At 71.8% G+C, this 23023-nt stretch carries 18 protein-coding genes; 7 read left to right on the top strand and 11 right to left on the bottom strand.

Annotated features, from left to right (window positions below; translation table 11 throughout):
• Window positions 1-46: 46 nt before the first annotated feature.
• Window positions 47-445, bottom strand: a complete 399-nt coding sequence (locus HL658_RS12290) for a hypothetical protein (protein ID WP_180282267.1) — start codon at window positions 443-445, stop codon at window positions 47-49.
• A 174-nt stretch (window positions 446-619) separates the two neighbouring features.
• On the opposite strand from HL658_RS12290, the gene HL658_RS12285 reads away from it, so the two are divergent.
• Window positions 620-1642, top strand: a complete 1023-nt coding sequence (locus HL658_RS12285) for an NAD(P)/FAD-dependent oxidoreductase (RefSeq protein ID WP_180282266.1) — start codon at window positions 620-622, stop codon at window positions 1640-1642.
• A 428-nt stretch (window positions 1643-2070) separates the two neighbouring features.
• On the opposite strand, the gene HL658_RS12280 is transcribed toward HL658_RS12285, so the two are convergent.
• A complete protein-coding gene (locus tag HL658_RS12280) occupies window positions 2071-5034 on the bottom strand; it encodes an ATP-binding protein (RefSeq protein ID WP_180287634.1) in 2964 nt (987 codons plus the stop codon).
• Between the two features lie 182 nt (window positions 5035-5216).
• Window positions 5217-5786 (bottom strand): Spy/CpxP family protein refolding chaperone, encoded by a 570-nt coding sequence (locus HL658_RS12275; RefSeq protein ID WP_180282264.1) that lies wholly within the window; start codon window positions 5784-5786, stop codon window positions 5217-5219.
• A 199-nt stretch (window positions 5787-5985) separates the two neighbouring features.
• Here HL658_RS12275 and HL658_RS12270 point away from each other — a divergent pair, with 199 nt between their 5' ends.
• Both HL658_RS12270 and HL658_RS12265 read left to right on the top strand, forming a co-directional pair.
• Window positions 5986-6729 carry a response regulator gene (locus HL658_RS12270; RefSeq protein ID WP_180282263.1) on the top strand — a complete coding sequence of 248 codons (744 nt, stop codon included), beginning with the start codon at window positions 5986-5988 and terminating at the stop codon, window positions 6727-6729.
• Complete coding sequence (locus HL658_RS12265) at window positions 6726-8096, top strand: ATP-binding protein (RefSeq protein ID WP_180282262.1); 1371 nt, start codon at window positions 6726-6728, stop codon at window positions 8094-8096. Before HL658_RS12270 ends, HL658_RS12265 begins: the two co-directional genes overlap by 4 nt.
• Before the next feature lie 9 nt (window positions 8097-8105).
• On the opposite strand, the gene HL658_RS12260 is transcribed toward HL658_RS12265, so the two are convergent.
• Window positions 8106-11021, bottom strand: coding sequence for an autotransporter domain-containing protein (locus tag HL658_RS12260; protein ID WP_180282261.1), 2916 nt, complete (start codon window positions 11019-11021; stop codon window positions 8106-8108).
• Window positions 11022-11274: 253 nt separating this feature from the next.
• Window positions 11275-11916 (bottom strand): hypothetical protein, encoded by a 642-nt coding sequence (locus HL658_RS12255; RefSeq protein WP_180282260.1) that lies wholly within the window; start codon window positions 11914-11916, stop codon window positions 11275-11277.
• Between the two features lie 173 nt (window positions 11917-12089).
• Between HL658_RS12255 and HL658_RS12250 the strand changes: the two genes are divergently transcribed.
• Entirely contained in the window at window positions 12090-12263 is a 174-nt protein-coding gene (locus tag HL658_RS12250) for a hypothetical protein (protein WP_180282259.1), read from the top strand.
• A gap of 367 nt (window positions 12264-12630) precedes the next feature.
• On the opposite strand, the gene HL658_RS12245 is transcribed toward HL658_RS12250, so the two are convergent.
• The 3 genes from HL658_RS12245 to HL658_RS12235 form a co-directional block, all read right to left on the bottom strand.
• On the bottom strand, window positions 12631-13521 hold the full coding sequence (locus HL658_RS12245; protein WP_180282258.1) for a LysR family transcriptional regulator: 891 nt from the start codon (window positions 13519-13521) through the stop codon (window positions 12631-12633).
• Window positions 13522-13694: 173 nt separating this feature from the next.
• Window positions 13695-15377 (bottom strand): thiamine pyrophosphate-binding protein, encoded by a 1683-nt coding sequence (locus tag HL658_RS12240; protein WP_180282257.1) that lies wholly within the window; start codon window positions 15375-15377, stop codon window positions 13695-13697.
• Between the two features lie 101 nt (window positions 15378-15478).
• A complete protein-coding gene (locus tag HL658_RS12235; RefSeq protein ID WP_180282256.1) occupies window positions 15479-16924 on the bottom strand; it encodes a DHA2 family efflux MFS transporter permease subunit in 1446 nt (481 codons plus the stop codon).
• Between the two features lie 167 nt (window positions 16925-17091).
• Between HL658_RS12235 and HL658_RS12230 the strand changes: the two genes are divergently transcribed.
• From HL658_RS12230 to HL658_RS12220, 3 genes are read left to right on the top strand one after another with little or no spacing between them, the layout of a single operon-like run.
• A complete protein-coding gene (locus tag HL658_RS12230) occupies window positions 17092-18765 on the top strand; it encodes a peptide ABC transporter substrate-binding protein (RefSeq protein WP_343055078.1) in 1674 nt (557 codons plus the stop codon).
• Window positions 18766-18781: 16 nt separating this feature from the next.
• A complete protein-coding gene (locus HL658_RS12225; RefSeq protein ID WP_180282255.1) occupies window positions 18782-19747 on the top strand; it encodes an ABC transporter permease in 966 nt (321 codons plus the stop codon).
• A 10-nt stretch (window positions 19748-19757) separates the two neighbouring features.
• Window positions 19758-20636, top strand: a complete 879-nt coding sequence (locus tag HL658_RS12220; RefSeq protein WP_180282254.1) for an ABC transporter permease — start codon at window positions 19758-19760, stop codon at window positions 20634-20636.
• 29 nt (window positions 20637-20665) lie between these two features.
• Here HL658_RS12220 and HL658_RS12215 read toward each other — a convergent pair whose 3' ends face one another.
• Genes HL658_RS12215 through HL658_RS12205 form a run of 3 tightly spaced genes read right to left on the bottom strand, consistent with a single transcriptional unit; the run spans window position 20666 to window position 22984 of the window.
• Entirely contained in the window at window positions 20666-21142 is a 477-nt protein-coding gene (locus HL658_RS12215; protein WP_180282253.1) for a protease complex subunit PrcB family protein, read from the bottom strand.
• A gap of 6 nt (window positions 21143-21148) precedes the next feature.
• A complete protein-coding gene (locus HL658_RS12210; RefSeq protein WP_180282252.1) occupies window positions 21149-22324 on the bottom strand; it encodes a M20 aminoacylase family protein in 1176 nt (391 codons plus the stop codon).
• Between the two features lie 42 nt (window positions 22325-22366).
• Window positions 22367-22984, bottom strand: a complete 618-nt coding sequence (locus HL658_RS12205) for a glutathione S-transferase family protein (protein ID WP_180282251.1) — start codon at window positions 22982-22984, stop codon at window positions 22367-22369.
• Window positions 22985-23023 lie beyond the last annotated feature (39 nt).

The raw sequence follows: 23023 nt of genomic DNA, 5'->3' as shown, positions 1-23023 counted from the left end.
CGGATTGTTGTCGAAGGAGGGGCGGCGGGGCAAGCCGCGCGTGCCGCTAATGCGCGGTCGGGTGCAGGATGCGGCGACCCCGCCCGTGCCGTCCCTCGGCGTCGCTGACCAGCCGCGGGGCGCGGTTGAAGTTCAGCGTGATCATCAGGGTCAGGTTGTCGTTGACCAGATAGAGGAACTTGTCGGCGTCGGCCGGCAGCGGGATGCGGCGGTTCATGCAATAGGCGATGAGGGCGGCGGTCACCTCCTCCTCCGGCACCACCACCGACTCGGTGTCGCCGCGCTCGGTCGCCAGATGCAGCACGGCGTCCAGCCCGTCCTCGGCCTTGTAGGCGATGCCGGCGACCGTGCCGTCCAGGTTCGGCTCGCGCCGCCGACGGCGGCGATCGATGATGGCGCTCACCACCTCCTGGTCGGAGAAGACGAGGCAGCGCAGCTCCTTCATGGCGCGATCCGATCATACGTCCGTATAGCCCATGTCTACCATTTGTTGCGCTCCGTCGCCATGGCAATCCATGCGCATCGCGCGGCCCTGCGACGCGAAGGGTTGACCGCGCGGGCGAAACGTTGCATCGGAAACGCGCATCACCACCCTCATCGCTCACCGCCGGGAACGCCCATGTCGAGCACTTTCCATCGCACCGATGTCGCCATCATCGGGGCCGGCCCCGTGGGGCTGTTCGCCATCTTCGAATGCGGCATGCTGAAGATGCGCTGCCACGTGGTGGACGCGCTGGACATGGTGGGCGGCCAGTGCACGGCGCTCTACCCGGAAAAGCCCATCTACGACATTCCCGGCCATCCCAGCATCGACGCCGCCGACCTGATCGACCGGCTGGCCGAGCAGGCCGCCCCCTTCGCCCCTACCTACCATCTGGGCCAGCAGGTGGAAAAGCTGGAGCGCACGCACGAGGGGCGCTGGCAGCTCACCACCAGCGTCGGCACGGTGATCGACGCCCAGGCGGTGGTCGTGGCGGCCGGCGTCGGCGCCTTCGGCCCCAACCGCCCGCCGCTGGACGGGCTGGCGGCCTATGAGGGCACATCGGTGTTCTACATGGTGCGCCGCAAGCAGGACTTCGCCGGCAAGCGGGTGGTGATCGCCGGTGGCGGCGACAGTGCGGTGGACTGGACCTTGTCCCTGGCCGACATCGCCGAGCGCGTCTACGTCATCCACCGCCGGCCCAAGTTCCGCGCCGCGCCCGAAAGCGTCGCCCGCATGGATGCGCTGGTGCGCGCGGGCAAGGTGGAGATGGTGGTGCCCTACCAGCTCTCCGGGCTGGAGGGGGCGGACGGCCAACTCACCGGCGTGCGCGTCGCCACGCTCGACGGGCAGGAGAAGACCCTGCCGGCCGACGCGCTGCTGGCCTTCTTCGGCCTGTCGATGAATCTCGGCCCCATCGCCGACTGGGGCCTGAACCTGGACCGCAACCACATCCACGTGCTGCCGCCCTCCTGCGCCACCTCGGCCCCCGGCGTCTTCGCCATCGGCGACATCGCCAGCTACCCCGGCAAGCTGAAACTGATCCTCTGCGGCTTCGCCGAAGCGGCGCAGGCGGCGCACGCCATCCACCCGTTGGTGCATCCGGGCGAGGCGCTGCATTTCGAGTATTCGACGTCGAAGGGCGTGCCTGGGGCCGCGTGAGCGGGAAAACCCTCTCCCGCCTCCGGCGGGGGAGGGTGGCGTCCTAAGGACGCCGGATGGGGGCTAGGTCTTGCCAGAATCCGGCGCCCATTCGTTGCAGAACAGTGGCGCCGGCTCTTCCGGCAAGACCTAGCCCCCACCCTCCCAGCCTTCGGCCGGGCCCCTCCCTCCCCCGCCGGAGGCGAGGGAGGGGTGATTTTGCCGCGCAGGCATGACGACGACCGGGCTTCCCGAAGCATCGTCAGCCACACGGGAGACCGCCTCGACACCTCGCGTTCGCCGAAGATCCGTCCTCGATCCGTCATCCCCGGCTCGACCGGGGATCCAGGCCGACGCGACAAGCCCCTGAAAAGACTGGATCCCCGCCTTCGCGGGGATGACGGATCAAGGCACATCGGCCGGTTCATGACGGGTTGTCGAACGGCCACTCACCCCTCCGCCACCCCCGCCGCCTTGGCGCGCAGCCGGGCGAGTTCGCCGAGGATCGCCCGGTGCAGCCGCCCGGCGGGGCCGCCCGGAACCGCCGCGGCGTAAGGGGCGCACAGGCGCTCCGCCTCTTCGGCGCAGGGCAGGGCGTCGTCGGGAGCGCCCGCCTCGTCCAGCCTGAGAGCCAGGACGTAGAGGCTCCGCGCCAAGTCCGGCTCGAAGCGAGCCGGGGATTGCGCCGCCAGACGCCGGTACAGCTCCACCGTCTCCCGGATTGCCGCCAGCGCCCCCGCACCCTCCCCGGCATCCGACAGCCGAAGGGACAGGTTGTTCAGGCTCGCCGCCAAGACCGGTTCGAATCGCGCCGGGGCCAGCGCCGCCAGACGCCGCCGGATCGCCACCGCCTCCCGGCTCGCCGCCAGCGCCTTCGCACGCTCCCCGGGGTTCGACAGCTGAACGGACAGGTTGTTCAGGCTCGCCGCCAAGACCGGTTCGAATCGCGCCGGGGCCAGCGCCGCCAGACGCCGCCGGATCGCCACCGCCTCCCGGCTCGCCGCCAGCGCCTTCGCACGCTCCCCGGGGTTCGACAGCTGAACGGACAGGTTGTTCAGGCTCGCTGCCAAGTTCGACTCGAAGCGCGCTGGAGCCTGCGCCGCCAAACGACGGTACAGCTCGACGGCCTCCCAGATCGCCGCTAGTGCCGCCGCACCCTCCCCGGCGTCTGCCAGCCAAAGGGACAGGTTGTTCAGGCTCGCCGCCAAGACCGGCTCGAAGCGCGCCGGCGAGTGCGCCGCCAGACGACGGTACAACTCCACCGCCTCCCGGCTCGCCGCCAGCGCCTTCGCACGCTCCCCGGGGTTCGACAGCTGAACGGACAGGTTGTTCAGGCTCGCCGCCAAGACCGGCTCGAAGCGCGCCGGCGAGTGCGCCGCCAGACGACGGTACAACTCCACCGCCTCCCGGCTCGCCGCCAGCGCCTCCGCACCCTCCCCGGCGTTCGACAGACGGTTGGACAGGTTGTTCAGGCTCAAAGCCAAGTCCGGCTCGAAGCGCGCCGGGGTCTGCGCCGCCAGACGACGGTATATCGCCACCGCGTCCCAAATCGTCGCCAGCGCCCCTGGTCCGTCGCCCAGCGCGCTGAGGCGCACCGACAGATTGGACGCCGCCCTCGCGCGGGCTTCGTCGTCCGGTGCGCCCTCGATTTGCGTCCGGTAGACGGCAGCCGACAGCGGCAGCAGGCCGTGCGGAAGCGTGACCTCGAGCAACAGCGGTTCCAGCCGCTCGCAGCGATCCGGGCGGCCCTGGACCATGGCGGCCAGCCAGCCGGTGAAGCCGGACTTGTGCAGGCCCAGCACCACCTCGGCGTCCCATGTCAGGCGGCCCAGGCGGTCGATGGCTTCCGCCTCGCGGCCGTCCAGTGCGGTCCACAGCCATTCGGGGGCCTTGGCGGGGCGGTCGGACAGTTCGCGGACCAGCAGGGCCGCCGCCACGATGTCGGGCTGGGGGGCCGGCAGCGCGCCGGCCTTCAGGCAGCCGGTGTCCGTCAGGCGGTCGATCAGGCCGGGGGCGGGGCCGACGTCGAGGCCGAGCGCCGGGGCCGCCAGCCGCTCGATGGCCGGCTCGTCCAGGCTTCCGCGCACCGCCGCCAGGGCCGACAGGCGGCTCAGCGCACGGCGCGGCAGGCCGTGGAGGCGGGTGAGGTTGTGCAGCCGTTCCGCCTCCCGCCGGGCGAGCGCGTCGATCACCATGTCGGCGGACAGGCGCACCGCCGGGTGGTCGGGGTTCAGCGCCGTCTCGACCGCCGCGGCGGTCACCAGCAGCGGGCGCTGGTTGACCGGCATCCGCGCGAACCACTCCCGGAAGGCCGCTTCGTCCAGCAGCGCGGGCGGGGGGCCGTCCGCCGCGCGCGGCACCCGCGGCACCGCCGCCCGGAACAGCGCCCAGGCGTCGTCGGCGGGGAGCCCTTCCGGCAAGGGGATGTCGGGGTCCTGGCGGGTGACGGCGCGGGCCTCGTCCACCACGTCCTGCCAGAGGTCGGCGCCGCGGCGGCTGAGGAACAGCACGCGCACCGGGCGGGCGGGGTCGCCGGGGGCCGCGGCCAGTTGGCGCAGCCGCTCGCGCACCGCGTCCCGCCGCTCCTCCGGGTAATCGACCAGCAGCAGGCAGCCGCGCAGGCCGGCGTCGAGCGGGAAGGGCGTGTCCGCCTCCACCCGACCGGCCGCCCACAGCGGATCGGACGCGGCCAGTTCGAAGGCCACCTCGTGGGCCAGACGGGTCTTGCCCGATCCGCCTTCCCCCACCAAGAAGCGGAAGCGCACACCGCCGCCCGTCCGCGCCCAGTCCAGAAGCGCCCGCTTCTCGTCCTCGCGGCCCAGCAGCGGCGTCAGCCGCGCCGTCCAGGTCAGCCACGCCAGCGGGCCGGTCTCGACGCGGAGCGCGTCGTCGTCCCAGGCGATGACGGGGTCGGACCAATCGGCCTTGGCCTCCGCCAAGCCCAGATGCTTGGCCGCGAACCACAGGGCGGCGCGCGGCGAATCGGCGAGCCACTGGTGCAGGTCGCCGCCGTCCAGCACCCGCACGTCCCGCCACAGCCCCTCCGCCCGGCGGGCGTCGGCCCACGCCTTGCCGCCCGGCCATTGCCGCGGTGTGACGAAGACGAAGGTCGTGTCGGGGAGTGGCGCCGTGCTGCGCTTGTCGTAATCCTCGTCGGCCTTGCCCTTGATGTCGGCCGTGACGCCCATTTCCCAGGCGGACTCGCCGGCGGGCAGGCGGATGTTGCCGCCGCCCTCCACCGCCGTGGCCAGCCCGTCCCAGCCGCGGTAGCGGGTGGCGTCACCGGTGGGCAGGTACAGCCGGCGGATCCCCGGCGTCTCGCGGATCAGGCGGTGCACCAGTTCAGGCAGCCCGTCTTGGCTGTCCTTCTCGCCGGCCCAGCGGGTGATGTGGTTTAACGCGATCTCCGCCATGCCCGCGCTGTTCCGAATGTCCGCCCACGCCGCTCGCGCCGGGGTAGAGTAACGCGGTCGTCCGGCGATGCATAGGCGGATTCCAGGGACGGTCGGCCCGGACGGCACAGGGGCTTTGTGCCGTCCGGGCTCCGTCACGCCACGCTCTCAACCCAACGGTTGCCCGTGGCTGGTGCCGAGACTCAGCCCGGCTGACGCGGCGCGCCCGGACCACCCGGCATACCCGGCCCGCCCGGCTTGCCGGGGCCGCCCTGCATCCCGCGCATGCCGCGGTTCACGAACTCGTCGGCGAGCTTCTTCTGCTCGGGCGTGAGCTGGGCGTAGAGGTCGTCGAGCGCGGGCTTGACGCGCTTGATCGACTCCAGGCCGGCCGTCATCATGGTTTCCATATGGCCCAGGCGATCCGGCAGGGTCGTCTGCTGCGGGCCCTGGCCGGGCTGCGGCGGCTGCGGGCGGTTGGCGAGGCAGGTCTTCTGCATCTCGGCGGCGCTGGTGCGCACCTGATCGGCCAGCTTGGTCCAGGCGGCGCGCTGGGCGTCGGTGATGTTCAGGCGCTTTTCGGCGTAGGCCAGCATGCCGGCGGCGCGGGCCTCGCCCTCCTCGCACATGCGGCCCATGCCGGGACCGCCGCCCCAATGCGCCCCGTGCATGCCGCCCCGGCCCTGACCGGGACCGAACTGCTGGGCCGCGACCGGGATCGCGACGGCGATGCCGACGGCCAGGATGGCGGTGGAAAGAAGGGTGCGTTTCATGGTCTGTGCTCCTTGATCTCGGATCGGGGTCCGAAGCTCGTGTCCGTCGCCCCGATGAGCAAAGGATGGGGCCGGAGCTTTGCCGCTTCATGTCCACCAATGGGGGGTTTCGTAACGCTGTGTAACCGCCGCCGGGCTGGTTACGGGCCGTAACACTTTTCCTCTTAACCGCCGGGCGGCGGTGGCGGATCATGCGGCCATGGACCGCACGCCCCACCTTCTCGTGGTCGATGACGACCGGGAAATCCGCAGCCTCGTCTCCCAGTTCCTGACGCGCCACGGCTTCCGCGTGACCGCGGCGCGCGACGGGCAGGAGATGATGAAGGCGCTGGAGACGGCGCGCATCGACCTGATCGTGCTCGACCTGATGCTGCCGGGGGAGGACGGGCTGTCGCTGTGCCGCCGGCTGCGCGCCGGGTCCGCCACCGCGGCCGTCCCCATCATCATGCTGACCGCCATGGGCGAGGAGACCGACCGCATCATCGGGCTGGAGATGGGGGCCGACGATTATCTGGCGAAGCCCTTCGGCCCGCGCGAGCTGCTGGCCCGCATCAAGGCGGTGCTGCGCCGCGCCGTCGCCGTGCCGGCGGCCCCCGGCGCCGCCCCCACCGGCACGCTGCTGCGCTTCGAGGGCTGGAGCCTGGACGTGGCGAAGCGCGAGCTGCGCTCGCCCGACGGCGTGCTGGTGCAGCTGTCCGCCGGGGAATACGACCTGCTGGTCGCCTTCGTGGAGCACCCGCAGCGGGTGCTGAACCGCGACCAGCTTCTCGACCTCGCGCGCGGGCGGGCGGCGGTGCCCTTCGACCGCTCGGTCGATGTGCAGGTCAGCCGACTGCGCCGCAAGATCGAGCCGGACCCGGCCGACCCCACCATCATCAAGACGGTGCGCGGCGGCGGCTACATATTCACCCCCGCCGTCACCACCGGCCCCGCCGCGCCATGATCCGCCGCATCGCCCGCCGGCTGCTGCCGGACAGCATCGCCGCCCGCACCGCGGCCACCGTGGTGCTGGCCCTGTTCCTGACCCAGGCGGTCAGCGCGCTGATCTATCTGACCGACCGGCCGGAGGGGCCGCCGGTGCACAGCTTCCGTGTCTGGGTCGGCCGCGTGTCCGCCATCGTCCAGCTCGTCGAATCGACGCCGCAGGCCGAGCGGCCGCGGGTGGTGCGGGCGCTCGACGACCCGATCCTGGGCGTGGACTGGCGCGACAAGGCGCCGCGCGTGCGGCCCGACCCGCCCGGCATGCCGCTGGAGTTCCTGCGCCGCCGCGTCCGGCAGGCGATCGGCGATCCCGACCGCCCGGTCCTGATCGAGATGCGGCACGACCGCGGGTTGGGGCCGCCGCGCCCCTTGCCCTTGCCGGACGATCCGCGTGGGCCCAGCATGGTCCGGCTGTTCGTCCAGCTCACCGACGGGAGCTGGCTGGTCTTCACCAGCGGTGAGCCGCCCGACGGACCGTTCCAGATGCTGCGCTTCGGGCTGTGGATGGCCGGCATCGTCGCCGTGGTGGCGGCGCTGTCGCTGTGGGCGGCGCGCCGGCTGACCGCCCCGCTCGCCGGCTTCGCCGCCGCGTCGGAGCGGCTGGGCGTTGACGGCGAGGCGGCGCCGCTGGCCGAGGTCGGCCCGCGCGAGCTGCGCACCGCCACCCGCGCCTTCAACCTGATGCAGGAGCGTCTGCGCCGCTTCGTTGCCGACCGCACGCAGATGCTGGCCGCCATCAGCCACGACCTGCGCACGCCGCTGACCCGCCTGCGCCTGCGCGCCGAGCTGGTCGAGGACCCGGAGATGCAGCGCAAGATGCTGGCCGATCTCGACGAGATGGAGCAGATGATCAAGGCCACCCTGGCCTTCGCCCGCGACGACGCGCAGAAGGAGCCGCGCGGGCCGCTGGACCTCGCCGACCTGCTGCAAAGCCTGTGCGACGACCGGGTGGACGCCGGCTGCGACGCCACCTACCAGGGCCCCGGCCATCTGACGGTGGACGGCCGGCCGGTGGCGCTGCGCCGCGCGCTCGCCAACCTGATGGACAACGCCATCGCCTATGGCGGCGGCTGCCGCGTCGGGCTGGCGGCGGAGGTCGGGAACGCCCGCATCACCATCGACGACGACGGCCCCGGCATCCCGGTGGAGGAGGCGGAGAAAGTCTTCGCCCCCTTCTACCGGCTGGAGCGCTCCCGCTCCCGCGACACCGGCGGCGTCGGGCTGGGCCTGTCCACCGCCCGCACCATCCTGCGGCGGCACGGCGGCGACGTGACGCTCGCCAACCGGCCGGAGGGTGGATTGCGGGCGACGGTGCTGCTGCCGCGGTAGGTTCTGTGCCTACCAGCGGATGCGGAGCCCGGCGGTGACCGCGTGGTCGGTCTGGTCGCGCCGCACCTCGAAGCCGTAATCGGCGACCAGCGCCACGCCCTCGCCGAGCGCCCCGGCGATGCCGACCCCGCCGACCGCGGCGTCGCGGCCGGTGCGGCTGCCGTCCACGCTGTAGCCGACGCCCCCCATGGCAGCGGTCACGCGGGCGCCGGTGTCGGCGAACTCGTGCTCCCAGCCCAGCCGGCCGTCGATCAGCAGCCTCGTCTCCCCCGCCGACAGGGCGTAAGCGGCGCGGACGCCGAGATGCGAGCGGGCGGACAGCAGCGTCTCGTCCTCCACCGACAGATTGAACAGGCCGGCCCCGGTCTCCGTCAGGTCGTCGCGGTGGATGCGGTCCACGCGGAAGCCGGCCCTCGGCTCCACCGTCACGCCCTGCACCGGCATCCGGTAGCCGATGGAGAGGGCTGCCGAAAGATCGTGCCCGTCCGCATCGCCGCGCGCCTGCGCCCCCGTGGCGTCGATGGGACGGCTGCTGTCGTACTGCGTGAAGGCGTAGCCGAGCTGCGCGTCCACCGCCAGCGGCCCCGGCGTCCAGCCGGCGTAGGCCAGAGCCTGGTAGCGGTCGATGTCCGCGTCGCCGCCGCCGTTGCGCGCCTTGGCCACCGTGCGCGCGTAGCCCAGCCCGCCGCCGACCAGCAGATCGGGGGCGACGAGCCGGTCGGCACCGACCAGACCGGCGCCGGTGCGCGCCGTGGCCCCGGCGGCGTTGCCGTCGCCCGAGCGGTCCATGAAGCCACCCATCACCCGCGTCCACACGCTCCAGCCGCTGTCGCTTGCGGACGATGCCAATTGCAGGCCGGCCAGACCGGCCCCGGTGTCGTCCATGCCGGCGCCGGCGCGCCGGGCGTCGGCGACCTGCACCGCCATCAGCGAACCAGCGGCCTGCGTCGCCCCGGCGCTGTCGCGGGCGCCGGACAGCCGGTTCTCGACCGCGCGGCCGAACAGCCGGCCGGCGGACAGGCCGGCGCTCAGCGCGTCCGCGTGCAGCGTGCCGCCCGCCTGCTCCAGCGCCCGCAGCACGCCCGTGGCGTCCTGGTCGTAGAGCGACAGGAAGGCGGCGTTCACCGCATCGCCGCCGCGGGTGCCGGCCGCCGGGCGCAGCGCGTCGACGGCCGCACCCACGGCGCGTTGGTTGGCGGTCTGCGACAGGCCCAGCGGCGACAGGTCGGCGTAGGCCGTGGGGGTGGCGAACAGCTCCACCGTGGTGGCGGTGTAGGCGGTGTCGAGGCGGGTGCCGGCGGCCAGCCCGGCGGTCGGCTGGGTCATCCCGGCGAAGCCGCCGCTCACCCCGCCGGCGGCGGCGATGATGGTGAAGCGGTCGCCCAGCACCGGGGTGAAGCCGTTGGTGGCCGGGGCCGACAGGTCGCGCAGCACCGGCGCCAGCGTGCCGCCCGCGGCGAGGCCGGGTGCGGTCAGGGCGTCGGCGGCGGTGGTCACCACGACGCGGCTGTAATTGCCCGCACCATTGCCGGTGCCGTCCAGCTCGATCCGGGTGGTGGAGCCGGCGGCGAGCGTCACCGGGGCGGTGAAGGTCAGCATGCCGGGGGAATTGCCGGGGGCCAGCGTGCCGTACACGGTGGTCGCGCCGCCGATGGTGCCGGTGCCGCGCAGGGTGCCGCCGGTCTCGACCGTCACCGGGCTTGCCAAGGAACCGGTGACGGACAGCGTGCCGGCGCTCACCGTTGTGGTGCCGGTGTAGCGGCTGTGCCCGCTCAGCATCAGCGTGCCGCCGCCGGTCTTGGTGAGCCCGCCATCGCCGCTGAAGTCCAACGCGTACGCCACGTCGTACGCGTTGGTGTTGACGGCCAGCGGGTCGGTGGCGGTGGTGACCGGGCCACGGAGCGCGCGCTCCACGCTGACGAAGCCGTGGCCGTACGCCTCGTCCACGCCCGGCTGGCCCATGTCGACGGCGCTGACAAGGATCAGGTCGACGATCTGCTCCGGCGTCAGGTTGGGGAAGGCCTCGATCAGCAGGGCCGCCACACCGGTGACGTGCGGTGCGGCCATCGAGGTGCCGGAGAAGCGGACGTAGCCGCCGGAAGCCCGCACCGACCGGATGCCCTCGTTGTCCTGGTCGTCGCCGCCGCCGGGGGCGAAGACGCACCACGCCGCCGCCACGCCGCAGCGGTTGGTGTAGTCGGTCTCCTCGCCGCGCAGGCCGGTGGCGCCGACCGCCAGCCAGGTGCGCTGCAGCTCGGGGAAGCGGTAGGGCAGACCGGCGTTGATGTCGGGGTCGGCCTCGCTCTCGTTGCCGGTGGCGAAGACGAAGATGCGGTCCGCCGCCACGCCGGCCCGGTAGGTGGCGAGCAGCGTGGGGAAGGTGGCCGCGAACTCCGCCGCCGTCACATCGACCGCGGTGCGCCGGGGATTGTCGGGGCCGCGCAGGGACGGGTGCGGGTTGAGCCCCAGGCTGGCGTTGATGACCTGCGCGCCCTCCCGCACCGCCGTGCCGAAGGCGCTGCTGAGCAGGCGGTTGGCGATGGGGTCGGTCTCCGACACCGGACGCAGGGTGCCGGGCGAGTCGAAGAGTTCGCCGCTGATCCCCGAACCGACGAGGCTCGCGTTGTAGGCGACGCCCTCGATCCCGGCGCCGTCACGGCGGGCCAGGATGATCCCCGCCACGTGGCTGCCATGCCCGTTGGTGTCCTGGTCCGACACGCCCGCACCGGCCATGTGCAGGCTGCGGATGGCGCCCGCGAACTCCGGATGGGTGGCGGCGGTGCCCGAATCGACGACGCCGACGATCACGCCACGCCCGGTGATCCCGCGGGTGTGCGCCACGCCGGCGCCGATCAACTCCAGGCCTTCCTGGCCCACATACTCCGCGTCCTGAAGCGTCTGTGCGCCCGCCGGGGAGCCAGCCATCAATGCCGCCGTGGCGACCGTCCCCATAACCGTCAAACGAAACCCACGCACGACACAACCTTTCCGCAAGAGGTAACTCTAGCGAAGGTATAGTGCGCAATCATTGCGCGTCAAAATCTTTGCGCACAAAAAAAAGGGCCGGACCGCGCAAGGTCCGGCCGAGTTGCCTTGGAGAGAGAGTGGTTGCCGCGGCTGCGGCGAATGCCACGTCCCGAACACTGCCCAGGCAATCCTGCGACACCTGTGCGCGCCGTCACAGTCCGGACGTTTTTTCAGGCCCCGATACCGTATAGCCGGCCGAGAGCGCCGCAACGGTGGAGGGTGGGGTCAGGACGTTGACGTCCTGCGCCGCCAGCAGCGGCCGTGGCTCGCCATAGCCGGCCGGCGACCAGGGGTGCAGGGCACCGGACCACACGAGCAGCGGCAGAGCGGGTTCATCGTCCGTCACCACCATTGTCCCATCGGGGAGACCGCCCGGCGCGGCCCGGTGGACCAGCTTGACGCGGCCGGGGCTCCGCACACGTTCCGCGTGCAGCCGCGCGTCGATCTCCGTGGCGCGCGGTGGGGCCGCATCGGCCGGCCACCCGGTGCCGCGCGCCCAGGCGTCTCGGAAGGCGGTGAAGGCGGCCCGCCGGCATTCCGCGCAGGGCCGATGGCCGGCGGCCAGCGCCGTCGCCTCGTCCAGGAAGAACAGGGCGGTGTAGTGCCCCGGCCCGGCCAACGGGATGCGGCGGCCCTTGAAGGCCAGCGCGCAACAGATCCAGGCCTTCCCGGCCCAGGCCCGCCGGATGCTCCCTTCGGCGTCATGCAGGATGCCGCGGTTGCCCAGCAACGTGCCGCGGGCGGCGTCGGCGACGATGGTGCCGAAGGGCGTGACACGGTTCTGCCGGATCATGGAACCGGTCCCGCGTTTCCCGTCAACGAAAGCGGCGGTCGTGCCCCGCGGCGTGGTGTGAGGGCTGCGGGGAAACCGGCTGCCGACGGTCCCGGTATGACGCCTGGAAGCCGGTTGTCAGAAGGTCCGCCCATGCGCATGTTCCCTCGGCGCTATCGGGATGGAGTGGCAGCATGACGCACGATGAGGTTCTGCGGGCCATCATTCGCGAGACGGTGGCCGCCCGGTCCGCTTTGTGCGAGAACGAGCTGGTCATACGGCTCGACAACATTCTGGCGCTGGCGCAGGGGGCGCTGGAGCCGGATGCGCCGGCCAGTCCGACGGCCACCCGTTCGGAGGACGGCTGATGGTGCGCATCGAACCTCCGGACGGTCGTGCACCATGATACTCGCGGGACGCCGGAGCATGGGCGGCCCCGGTGTGGACCTCGAATCCCATCCCGCAAAAAAAACGCCGCTAAGCCATTGGCCTAGCGGCGAGTTGAACAGGGAGGCTTCACGTCTGGGAGACGCTGGGTCCGGAGACCCACTCCCGAGCCCGGAGGCCCGAGGAGGAAATGCCGGCTGCTGCGGGGAATGTTGCGTCGCAGCAGTCGACGCACAAAATTTGATCATGATGGCGCCCGGTTTCCATTCATAATAAAGTGTTCCTACCATGCGTCCGCCGCATGGCTAGCAACCCCTTGTTCCGGTGCCATTTGTTGCGCGAACGGACTCAGAAGGGGGTTTCGGCCACCTTCTTCACGAGGAAGTCGCGGAACACGGCGATGCGCTTGGAATGGCGCAGCTCCTCGGCATACACGAAGTAGGCGTCGACCTTCGGGCCGGCCACGTCGGGCAGCACGCGCACGAGGTCCTTGTTGCCGTCCACCAGGAAGTCCGGCAGGGCGGCGATGCCCAGCCCGCTCTCCACGGCGCGGTAGATGGCGTATGTGCTGTTCACCTGGAAGGCCGGGCGGCGACCACCCGCCGGCGGCTCGCCGACATCGAGCGGCCAGTTGACGCTGGGCACCGGCGCCCGCACATCGGGCGGCCAGATGATCAGGTCGTGGCTGTCCAGTTCCTGCGCCGTCTTGGGCAGGCCGCGGCGCTTGGCGTAGTTCTGGTGGGCGTAGAGGTGGAAGTGGATGGACATCAGGTGCCGCTGGATCAGGTCCGGCTGGCGCGGGGTGTTCATGCGGATGGCGATGTCCGCCTCCCGCATGGCCAGATCCAGCTCGTTGTCGTCCACCAGCAGGGTGAGCTGGATGTCCGGGTAGATGGACAGGAACTCCTGGATGCGCGGGGTCAGCCAGGTGGAGCCGAAGGCGACCGTGGTCGTCACCTTGAGCGGGCCCTTCGGGTGCTCCCGGCTCTCGGTCAGCATCGCCTCGGTCATCGACAGCTTGGCGAAGACCTCGCGCGCCGTCCGGTGCAGCAGCTCACCCTGCTCGGTGAGGATCAGGCCGCGGGCGTGGCGGTGGAACAGCGGCACACCCAGGCTCTCCTCCAGCGCGCTGATCTGGCGGCTGACCGCCGATTGGCTGAGATTCAGCGTCTCGCCCGCGTGCGTGAAGCTCCCGGCTTCGGCCACGGCATGGAATACCCGCAGCTTGTCCCAGTCCATCATTCCCTCTGCCCGGCCGTTTGACGCGGCGAGCCTCCCGCTGTCGTGTGGTTGGTGAGCGCCGACGAGGCTGTTCCGTTATACCCGCAACGCATGGCTGACGCACGCCCATCCACATGGGACTGCAACGAACGTATGGCAAGGCCCGTGCTTTCGGCCTATGCAGCAGGGTGTCAACCCGCCCCGGTGGGGGTGGCGGACTGCCGCAGGGCGGACAGGGTGGTGCGGGTGGTGATCTGTTCCGGGTCGACTCGAAGCTCGATCACGGCCGGCTTGCGGCTCCACATGGCGTCCCAGAAGGCGGGCACGAAGTCGCGCGTACGCTCCACCGCGATCCCGTGCGCGCCGTAGCTCTGCGCCAGCGCCGCGAAGTCCGGGTTGGTCAGGTCGGTGGCGCTGACTCGGCCGGGGAAGCGCTTCTCCTGGTGCATGCGGATGGTGCCGTACATGCCGTTGTTGACCACCAGCAGGATAGGCGCTGCCCCCGTATGCACGGCGGTCGCCAGCTCCTGCCCTGTCATCAGGAAGCCGCCGTCGCCGGCGATGCCCAGCACCACGCGCTTGGGGTGCACCAGCTTCGCCGCCACCGCGGCCGGCACGCCGTAGCCCATGGCGCCGTTGGTGGGGCCGAGCTGGCGCCCCGGCCGGCGGTACAGCAGGTGCCGGTGCGCCCAGCCGGAGAAGTTGCCGGCGTCGTTGGTGACGATGGCGTCGACCGGCAGGCGGTCGCGCAGCCAGCCGAAGATCCAGCCCATGTCCACCGCCCCGGCGCAGGGGCCGGGCTCCAGCCACGCCAGCCAGTCGGCGCGCGCCTCCTCCGCCCAGCCGCGCCAGGGTGGGTCCTCCACCGGGGCCAGGGCGGCGAGCGCTTTGGCCATGGGGACCACGCCGGCCTGTATGCCCAGCGTCGGGCGGTAGACGCGCCCCGGCTCCTCGGCGGCGGGGTGGGCGTGGATCAGCACCGGGCCGGGCTCGGGCGGGGTGAGCAGGGCGTAGCCCTGGGTGGTGATCTCGCCCAGCCGGGCGCCGACCACCAGCAGCAGGTCGGCCTCGCCCACACGGCGCAGCAGCGCCGGGTTGGCCCCGGTGCCGAGATCGCCGACGTAGGCGGGGCTTTCGTTGTCCAGGATGTCCTGCCGACGGAAGGAGCAGCAGACGGGCAGGGCGTTCGCCTCGGCAAAGGCGCGGATGTCGGCGCAGGCCTCGTCGGTCCAACCGGGACCGCCGACCAGCAGCATCGGGCGCTCGGCCTTGGCCAGCAGCTCCGACAGGCGGCGCAGGTCGTCCGTGCCGGGGTGCGCGGTGACGGGCGCGTACGCCCCGGTGTCGCGTACGGCGGCCTTGTCGCCCAGCATGTCCTCCGGCAGGGCCAGAACCACCGGGCCGGGGCGGCCGGAGGTCGCCGTGTGGAAGGCGTGCGCCACATACTCGGGCACCCGCGCGGCGTCGTCGATCTGTGCGGCCCATTTGGCGACGGAGCCGAACATGCGGCGGTAGTCGATCTCCTGGAACGCCTCGCGGTCGGTCTGGTCGCGGGCGACCTGGCCGACGAACAGGATCATGGGCGAGGAGTCCTGCTGCGCCGTGTGCACGCCGATGGCGGCGTTGCAGGCGCCGGGTCCGCGGGTGACGAAGCCGATGCCGGGCCGCCCGGTCAGCTTGCCGTACGCCTCCGCCATGAAGGACAGCCCGCCCTCCTGCCGGCAGGTGACCAGCCGCATCTCGGGCGTGTCGACGAAGGCGTCGAGCACGTCGAGGTAACTCTCGCCGGCGACACTGAAGGCCAGATCGGCGCCATGGTTGCGCAGCGCGTCGACAAGCAGCCGGGCGCCGGTGCGGGCGGGAAGGTCGGTCATGCGGCGGGCGGTCCCGGACGGTGGGCGGGTTGGATTTGGCGTCCAGTAAGGCGCCCGCGGCGATGTCTGTCAACGCCGGGCGGGTCGTACGCCCGCCGAGTTCAGTCCGCCTGCTGCGGCTGCTCCCGCGGTGCGGCGGGTGCGGGCATCCGGTGGCCGCTGATCTCGGCGCCCGCATCCGCCGGCAACGGCCACAGGAAGGCCACCGACAGCGCCGCCGACGCCCCCACCAGCAGGAAGGCCGGCGCGAAGTCCGCCGCGTCCAGACCCGGCGCACCGAGCCAGCCCTGGCTCACATGCAGGACGGTGGCGCCCACCGCCACCCCCAGCGTCAGCGACACCTGCTGCATCACCGCGGCCAGCGTGCTGGCGCGGCTGGTCATCGGCTGCGGCACCTCCGCGTAGGCCAGCGTGTTCAATCCGGTGAACTGGAGCGAGCGCAGGAAGCCTCCGGTCAGCAGCAGCGCCAGTATGACCAGATGCGGGGTGTCCGGCGCGAACAGCGCGTAGCTCGACAGCAGCACGCCGTTCACCACGGCGTTCGCCATCAGCAGCCGGCGGAAGCCGAAACGGCGGAGCAGCCGCGGCGCCGCGAACTTCATGGTCAGGGCGCCGACCGCGCCGACAAAGGTCAGCGCCCCCGATTCGAAGGGCGACAGCCCGAATCCGAGCTGGAGCAGCAGGGGCACCAGGAAGGGCACGGCACCGATCGCCACCCGGAACAGCGTGCCGCCGAGCACCGCCGCGCGGTAGGTGGGCAGCCGGAACAGGCTGGGGTCGAGCACCGGGTGCGGGATGCGCTTGGTGTGCCGGCGGTACAGCACGGCCGCCACCAGGGCGGCCAGCGTCACCCCGGCCGCCACGCCCGGCGGCACCACGCCGCGCCCCACGCTTTCCAGCCCGAACAGCAGCCCGGCCAGCGCCACCCCACCCAGCAGGAAGCCCTGCGCGTCGAAGGGATCGACGTCCTCCTCCTTCAGGTTGGGGACGTAGCGCAGCACCAGCAGCAGCCCGATCACCCCGATCGGCACGTTGATCAGGAAGATCCAGCGCCAGGACGCGTAGGTGGCGATGAAGCCGCCGACCAGCGGCCCGATGGCCGGGCCGATCAGGGCGGGGATGGTCAGCTGGCTCATCGCCGTCACCAGCCGGTCCTTGGGCACCGCCTTCAGCACGATCAGCCGGCCGACCGGCACCATCATGGCGCCGCCCAGCCCCTGCACCACGCGGGCCCCCACCAGCGTCCACACGTCCACCGCCAGCCCGCACAGCACCGAGCCCAGCGTGAACACGGCGATGGCCGACGCGAACACCGTACGCGCCCCGAACCGGTCGGCCGCCCAGCCGCTGACCGGCAGGAACACCGCCAGCGCCAGCATGTAGGAGGTCACCGCCATGCTCAGCCGCAACGGGTCGTCGCCGAAGGAACGCGCGATCTCCGGCAGCGCGGTGGCGATCACCGACGCGTCGAGATTCTCCATGAACAGCGCGCTGGCGACGATGAACGGCACGAACGCCGGAACCGATCGGCCGGCATCGGGTGGCATGGCGGGGGTGTCCTCGGAAACGGGTCTGCGGATCGTGACGTAGGGCGGATGCTTGGGCGCGCAAAGCGTCGGCACGGTAAGGCAGGCATGCGCCACACCCTGGACCCCGGCCCCCGCCCGCCCCATAGTTCAGGTCCAGCCATGCATCGCCAGGGAGGACCGGCCGCGTGCGAAGGACTTGGGTGAAGGGGCTTCTGGCGGGTGCGCTGACGGCCGCAATCATGGCTGCGGTGCCGGCCGCCGCGGCGAAGGACGAGCTGGTCATCGGCATCAACCAGTTTCCGGCGAACTGGCACCCCTCGATCGAGGCGATGGCGACCAAGGCGTACATCGAGGGGATGACGCGGCGGCCCTTCACCGTCTACGACGCCGATTGGAAGCTGGTCTGCATGCTCTGCACCGAGCTGCCGTCGGTGGAGAAGGGTACGGCGGTGTACGAGACGCGGGCCGACGGGTCGCGCGGCGTCGCCGTCACCTTCACCATCCACCCGGACGCGCGATGGGGCGACGGCAAGCCGGTCACCACGCGGGACGTGCTGTTCACCTGGGAGGTGGGCAGGCACCCGCAGAGCGGCTTCTCCAACTTCGACCTTTACGGCCGCGACATCGTCTCCATCGATGTGAAGGACGAGCGGACCTTCACCATGCACCGGGACAAGCCGGTGTGCGACTACGCCGCCATCAATGATTTCCGCCTGCTGCCCGAGCATCTGGAGCGGCCGGTGTTCGACGCGGATCCGGCCACCTACCGCAACCGCTCCGTCTTCGAGACGGACCCGACCAACCCCGGCCTCGTCGCCGGCCCCTACCGCATGACGGAGGTGGCGTCCGGCTCGCACGTGGTGCTGGAGCCGAACCCGCACTGGTGGGGGCAGAAGCCCGCCTTCCGCCGCATCGTCGTGCGCGCGGTGGAGAACAGCGCGGCCCTGGAGGCCAACCTGCTGGCCGGGCAGGTGGACATGGTGGCGGGGGAGGTCGGGCTGCCGCTCAACCAGGTGCTGGCGCTGGAGAAGCGGCAGGGGCAGCGTTTCCGCTTCCTCTACAAGCAGGGCCTGATCTACGAGCACATCGACCTCAACCTCGACAACCCCGTCCTGAAGGACCTGCGCGTCCGCAAGGCGCTGCTGCACGCCATCGACCGCGAGGCCATCTCCAGGCAGCTCTTCGAGGGGCGGCAGCCGGTCGCCCACAACCAGACCAACCCGCTCGACCGGGTGCACGCGCCGGGCTACCCCACCTATCCGTTCGACCCCGCCGCCGCCGGGCGGCTGCTGGACGAGGCGGGCTGGACCGACAAGCGCGGCGGCATCCGCCACAACGCCGCGGGCGAGCGGTTGCAGGTCGAGATCATGACCACCGCCGGCGACCGCACGCGCGAGCTTCTGCAACAGGTGATGCAGGCGCAGTGGAAGCAGGCCGGCATCGACGCGCGCATCGTCAACGAGCCGGCCCGCGTGCTGTTCGGCCAGACGCTGAAGGAGCGGCGCTTCAAGGCCATGGCGCTGTTCGCCTGGATCAGCTCGCCGGAGAACATCCCGCGCACCACACTGCATTCCAGCATGATCCCAACGGCGGCCAACGGCTGGGCCGGGCAGAACATGACCGGCTTCCGCGACGCCGAGATGGACGCGGTCATCGACAAGCTGGAATACGTCTGCGAGCCCGAGCCGAACCGCCTGCTGCGGACCCGCCTGCAGCAGATCTACGCCGAGCAGCTTCCGGCCCTGCCGCTGTTCTTCCGCTCCGACGCCTATGTGCTGCCGCCCTGGCTCGACAACCTCGTGCCGACCGGGCACCAGGGCTTCTCCTCCTTCTGGGTCGAGACATGGCGGGTGAAGTGACGGGAGAGGGTTTTCCATGACCCGCTTCCTCGTGTCCCGCCTGCTCCAGGCCATCGTCGTGCTGCTGGTCATGAGCTTTCTGGTGACCGCGCTGATCGGGCTGATGCCGGGGGACCCGGTCGACCTGATGCTGGCCGGCAACCCGCACGCCACCCCGGCGGACGCGGCGCGGCTGCGGGCGGTGTACGGCGTCGACCGGCCGCCGGTGGAGCGTTACCTGCACTGGCTCGGCGGTGCGGTTCAGGGGGATTTCGGTTATTCGCGGCTGTTCTCCCGCCCGGTGCCGGAGGTGATCGGGCCGCGGCTGGTCAACACCGGCATCCTGCTGGGGGCGGCCTTCCTGCTGGCGGTGGCGCTGGCCCTGCCGCTGGGGGTGGCGGCGGCGCGGCGGCCCTGGTCGCTGGCCGACGACGCGGTGAATCTGCTGTGCTTCGCCGGCATCTCGGTGCCGCCCTTCTGGCTGGCCCTGCTGCTGATCCTGCTGTTCGCGGTGACGCTGCAATGGCTGCCGGCGTCGGGCATGGCGCCGGTGGGCGGCGGGAGTTGGGTGGACGGGCTGCGCCACGCCGCCCTGCCGGTGGCGACCCTGGCCATCGCCAGCGTCGGCGGCTACACCCGCTATGTCCGCTCGGCCATGCTGGTGGAGCTGCGGCAGGACTACATCCGCACCGCCCGCGCCAAGGGCATGACCGAGCGGCGGGTGGTGTGGCGGCACGCGCTGCGCAACGCGCTGATCCCCGTGGTCACCATCATGGCGCTGGAGTTCGGGGCGCTGTTCTCCGGTGCCTTGGTGACGGAGACGATGTTCGCCTGGCCCGGCATGGGCAAGCTGATCTACGACAGCATCATGGGCAACGACTACAACGTGGCGCTGGTGGCGCTGCTGCTGGCGACCGCCATGACGCTGCTGGGCAATTTGCTGGCCGACGTGGCCTACGCCGCACTCGACCCGCGCATCAGCTTCCGGGCGGAGCCGCGATGAGGGGGCGGCGATGAGGGGCCTGCGGCGTTTCGCGCGGCACCGGCTGGCGGTGGCGAGTGCCGTTCTGCTCGCGCTGCTCACCACCGCGGTGATCGCGGCCCCGCTGGTGGAATCGGCGCTGGGCATCGATCCCACCGCCATCAGACTGCTCGACCGCTTCGCCCCGCCCTCGGCGGAGCACCCGTTGGGCACCGACGAACTGGGGCGGGACGTGCTGCTGCGGCTGCTCCATGGCGGCCGGGTGTCGCTGGCGGTGGGGGTGGCGGCGGCGTTGGCGGCGGGGCTGATCGGCACCGCGGTCGGGCTGGTCGCCGGCTATTTCGGCGGGCGCTTCGACGCGCTGCTGATGCGCGTCACCGACGGCTTCATCGCCCTGCCGCTGCTGCCGCTGCTGATCGTGCTGGCGGCGGTGGATCTGACCCGGCTCGGCGTGCCGGCGGATGTGGCGGGGGCGGAGGGGGCGAGCCTGCTGCGCATCGTGGTTCTGGTGGCGCTGTTCGGCTGGACGACCGTAGCGCGTCTCGTGCGCGGGGCGACCCTGGCGACCAAGCGCCGCGACTATGTGCGGGCCGCGACCGCGCTGGGGGCGGACAGCCGGCGCATCATGCTGGCCCACATCCTGCCCAACGTCGCCGCCCCCGCGGTGGTGGCGACGACGCTGACGGTGGGCAACACCATCCTGCTGGAATCGGTGCTGAGCTTCCTCGGCCTCGGCATCCAGCCGCCGCTGCCCTCCTGGGGCAACATGCTGACCGGCGCGCAGGATCTGGTGGTGTCGGCGCCGATGCTGGCGGTGTGGCCGGGGCTGCTGATCTTCCTGACGGTGATCGCCGTCAACCTGCTGGGCGACGGCCTGCAGGACGCGCTGGACCCGCGGGCGGGGACGTGAGGGTTGGGTGGGGGCTCAGGCCGACGACCTCACCGCACCCTTACGAACTTCGCCGTCCCCTCCGCCGCCGGCACCAGCCGCACGGCGAAGGGCGATGTGATCGCCTGCACCACCGCCGCTGTCGGACCCGGCACGCGCTCGCGGTAGTTCACCACCAGCGCGCCGTCCTTCACCGCGACTTGCTCGATGGTCACGCCATAGCCGCCGGTGTCGCGGTAGCCGAGGAAGATGCCCACCGCCATGCGCCCGCCGGGCAGGCCGCGGCTGGGCGGTTCCTGGCCGACGCGGGCCCACAGCTCCGTCCACTCGCGGTCGCTGCGGGCGACGAGCTGGGCGCGCTCGGCGGACTGGCTGCGCTCCCCCTGCCAGTAGGTGCCGGGCTCGGCGTCGGCGGGGACCAGCGGGCGGTCGGCGGAGCCGCCGTCGCCGGACGAGGCGCAGCCGGCCAGCGCCAGAGACAGCAGGAGCGCGGGAATGACAAGGTGGCGCAAGGCAGGGCGGCGCATGGGCGGTCAGGGGCTCCGCGGCAGGGTGGTTTCGACGAGCGTGGCCCAGTAGCTGGCGCCCAGCGGCAGGATGTCGTCGTTGAAGTCGTAGCGGGGGTTGTGCAGCGTGCAGCCGAGCGCCGACCCGCCCTGGCCGATCCAGGCGTAGCAGCCGGGGATTTCCGCCAGCATGAAGCCGAAATCCTCCGCTCCCATGGACGGGGGCAGATCGCGGCGCAGCCGCTCCGCGCCGACCAGCCGGGCGGCGACACCGGCGGCGACCTCCGTCTCCGCCGCGCTGTTGCGGGTGACCGGGTAGCCGCGGCGGTAGACGAGATCGGCCGTGGCGCCCATCGCCGCGGCGATGCCGGTGACGAGGCGGCGCAACTGCGCCTCCAACCGGTCCTGGGTCTCCGGGCGGAAGCTGCGCACGGTGCCGGTCAAGCGGGCCTCGGCCGGGATGACGTTGAAGGTGCTGCCGGCGTTGATGGTGGTGATGGACAGGACCGCGGCGTCCAGCGGGTCCGTGCTCCGGCTGACCAGCGTCTGCGCGGCGGTCACGATCTGCGCCGCCACGGCGATGGGATCGACGCCCAGATGTGGCATGGCGGCGTGGGCGCCTTGCCCGGTGACGGTGATCTCGATCTGGTCGGCGGCGGCCATGACCGGGCCGTCATGCACCGTCATGGTGCCCGGCTCCAGCTCCGGCCAGTTGTGCAGGCCGTAGACGGCCTCCACCGGGAACTCGCGGAACAGCCCGTCCGCCATCATGGCGCGGGCGCCGGCGCGTCCCTCCTCCGCCGGCTGGAAGATGAAGTGCACGGTGCCGTCGAAATTCCGGGTTTCCGCAAGATAGCGGGCGGCACCCAGCAGCATGGTGGTGTGCCCGTCGTGGCCGCAGGCGTGCATGCGGCCGGGATTGCGCGACACGTGGGGAACGTCGTTCGCCTCCTGGATCGGCAGGGCGTCCATGTCGGCGCGCAGGCCGATGGCGCGGCCGCCGCCGCCGCTGCCGCGCAGCGTGCCGACCACCCCGGTGCCGCCCAGCCCGCGCCGCACCCCGATGCCGAACTCCGCCAGTTTCGAGGCCACCATGTCGGCGGTGCGGTGCTCCTCGTAGGCGAGCTCGGGGTGGGCGTGCAGGTCGCGGCGCCACGCCGTCATATCGGCGTGGAAGTCGGCGATGCGGTTCACGACGGGCATGCGGCGGCGGCTTCCTGGGCTGCTTTCAGTCGGGCGCTGCGGTCACTCGGGCACGGCCATGCCGCGCTGCACGGCCGGGCGGGCGGACAGCGTGTCGTGCCAGCGCTTGATGTTGGGGTAGCGTTCCAGCAGCGCGGCGTTGGCCACGGCGGCCACGGCGATGAAGGGGAAGCAGGCGATGTCGGCGATCGAATACTCGTCGGCCAGATACTCCCGCTCCGCCAGTCGGCCCTCCATGGCGTCGTAGCAGCGGATCAGCTCGCCCTTGAACAGATCGATGGCGTAGGGGATCTTCTCTGGCGCGCGGACGGAGAAGCGGAACATGTCCACCGCCGTCGGGCCCAGGTCGCTGATCCCCAGCATCAGCCAGCTCAGCGCGTCGGCCCGCGCCTCCACCCCCTGTGGCATCAGCCGGCCGGTGCGCTCGGCGAAATGCAGCAGGATGGCGCCCGATCCGAACAGCTTGCGCTTCACCCCGCCCGGCAGCTCCTCCACCACCGCGGGGATCTTGCCGATCGGGCTGATCGCCAGGTAGTCGGGCTTCTTGTGCTCCCCCGCCATCAGGTCGAGCTTGTGGACCTTGTAGGACAGGCCCAGCTCCTCCAGCAGGATGGACGCCTTGTGCCCGTTGGGGGTGGGGAAGGTGTAGAGCGTCAGCATGACGAAGGACCCGTCCTTGACCGGCGCCCGGCGCGCCGG

This window comes from Azospirillum oleiclasticum (genome assembly GCF_013423485.1).
GTDB lineage: Bacteria > Pseudomonadota > Alphaproteobacteria > Azospirillales > Azospirillaceae > Azospirillum > Azospirillum oleiclasticum.
Note: the sequence above shows the minus strand (reverse complement) of the source record. Positions and strands in the feature narration are given on the sequence as shown.